Origin of the sequence: Schlesneria paludicola DSM 18645 (assembly GCF_000255655.1) — a bacterium.
GTDB lineage: Bacteria > Planctomycetota > Planctomycetia > Planctomycetales > Planctomycetaceae > Schlesneria > Schlesneria paludicola.
In genome coordinates this window covers 1,030,237-1,031,597 of sequence record NZ_JH636434.1, presented here as the reverse complement: position 1 = coordinate 1,031,597, position 1,361 = coordinate 1,030,237, and the positions used below count along the sequence as shown (strand labels likewise).

Below are 1,361 nucleotides of genomic sequence, written 5' to 3'. Positions count from 1 at the left end.
CGTGTAGCTGCCATTCCAGCTTGAACCGCTGACGCCCGATGTCGATGTCCGCGTCGTTTCGGAATGATTCGTCGTGTCATACTTTGACGACTGAGACCAGGAATAGCTGCTGGATTCGGTCGATCCATTCCCTGTCCCGATGTTTCCCGAGTTGGTCCAAAGCTGCGCCGTGTAACTCTGATCCGACCAATTGTGAGAACTCGATGAGATCGTCGATTTCTCGGTGCTGGTCGATTGGCCATTGCTCCAGGTGAACGACGACTGGCTGTGGGAGTCTGAGGTACTTTGGGTGTCGCAGCACGACAACTACGCAAGATCCAATCTGGCCAACCCGGCCGAGTGAGGACTTCGCGAAAAGTAGAATGTCCCCTTTGTTGTTCCCCGCTGGTAGAACGATTCTCAACTTTTTGATTAATACTCAGAGAGAAAAGGTCATTTTGCTGCCATCGGCAAGCTCGACCCTCAAGTCATCGTTGTCTAACTCGAAATCAAATGCAATGTCTGGGAAATCAATTAGTGACCTGATTGAACAAGTGCGATTGATTACAAAAGCTTGCGATTCCGATATTACGACGACACCTGACGAGAACGTTTGCACGGACAGCACCGCCGTGCTGGTCGCAAGCGCAAAAACAATCTGTCCATTCATGCTCAGCCCTGCGATTCGTTCGTCAACGGCAATCCAGGTGATGCCGCTGACATTATCTACGATGGTGTTCGGCTGAATCACGTCGCTACACCAACTCAACGCCCAGGGCTCTGTAATAGCATCAAGCTTGATGATAGCGAAACGTCGAGCATACTCATGTGAGAAAAGCCTCCGACCAGCATCTGCTTCTAGAAACGCGGATTCAGTGATTTCATGCAATAGCGGGTTTGTCATTTGAAAACTTTTGTAATAATTGTCGAAATCTCGGGGATGAGGCCTAAATTGCCCCCAGAATAAAAATATTTCACATCAATTACTCCAGCCGCGCCGGCCGGAACCCGCCGCGTGATTGTTATACCAAATTGAGATACGTACCGTTCGACTTCGGGAAGATGACGTCCGATCTCGAAGAGTCGAGTCAGTCCTTTGCGCCCTGCGGGAGTGTCGCGAAATCCAAAGGTCTCGAGATCTTTTAGCATGTGTAGTGAACGATCTTCGTTTTTCTTACTGGACTTGACTCTGCCAAAGAAGTAATCCCATTTGCTTTCTTTGACTATTACATTCCCCGACAGTCCATCAAATCCACCGGGGTTAACGGAGCAAGGAGTGCTGTTGTGGACGAGGATTCCGGCCTGGGTGACTTCATAGACATGTTCGCCGCGTACTTCAATATTGTAAAGTGGGACAGATTCGTTTCGGGCCTCGACAGACT

At 49.6% G+C, this 1,361-nt stretch carries 2 protein-coding genes and 1 pseudogene; all 3 read right to left on the bottom strand.

Translation table 11 applies throughout. From position 1 onward, the window contains the following. Positions 1-306 (bottom strand): annotated as a pseudogene (locus tag OSO_RS51855) (hypothetical protein); the annotation flags it as partial. 112 nt (positions 307-418) lie between these two features. Continuing rightward, a complete protein-coding gene (locus tag OSO_RS0104940) occupies positions 419-883 on the bottom strand; it encodes a hypothetical protein (protein WP_010582385.1) in 465 nt (154 codons plus the stop codon). Next, on the bottom strand, positions 880-1,361 hold a 482-nt coding region (locus OSO_RS51300), incomplete at its 5' end, for a hypothetical protein (protein ID WP_010582384.1). The genes OSO_RS51300 and OSO_RS0104940, both read right to left, overlap by 4 nt.

What these genes read in the sequence shown, in the direction of transcription:
- OSO_RS0104940 (WP_010582385.1), bottom strand. Translation starts at nt 883, where the DNA reads ATGACAAACCCGCTATTGCATGAAATCACTGAATCCGCGTTTCTAGAA.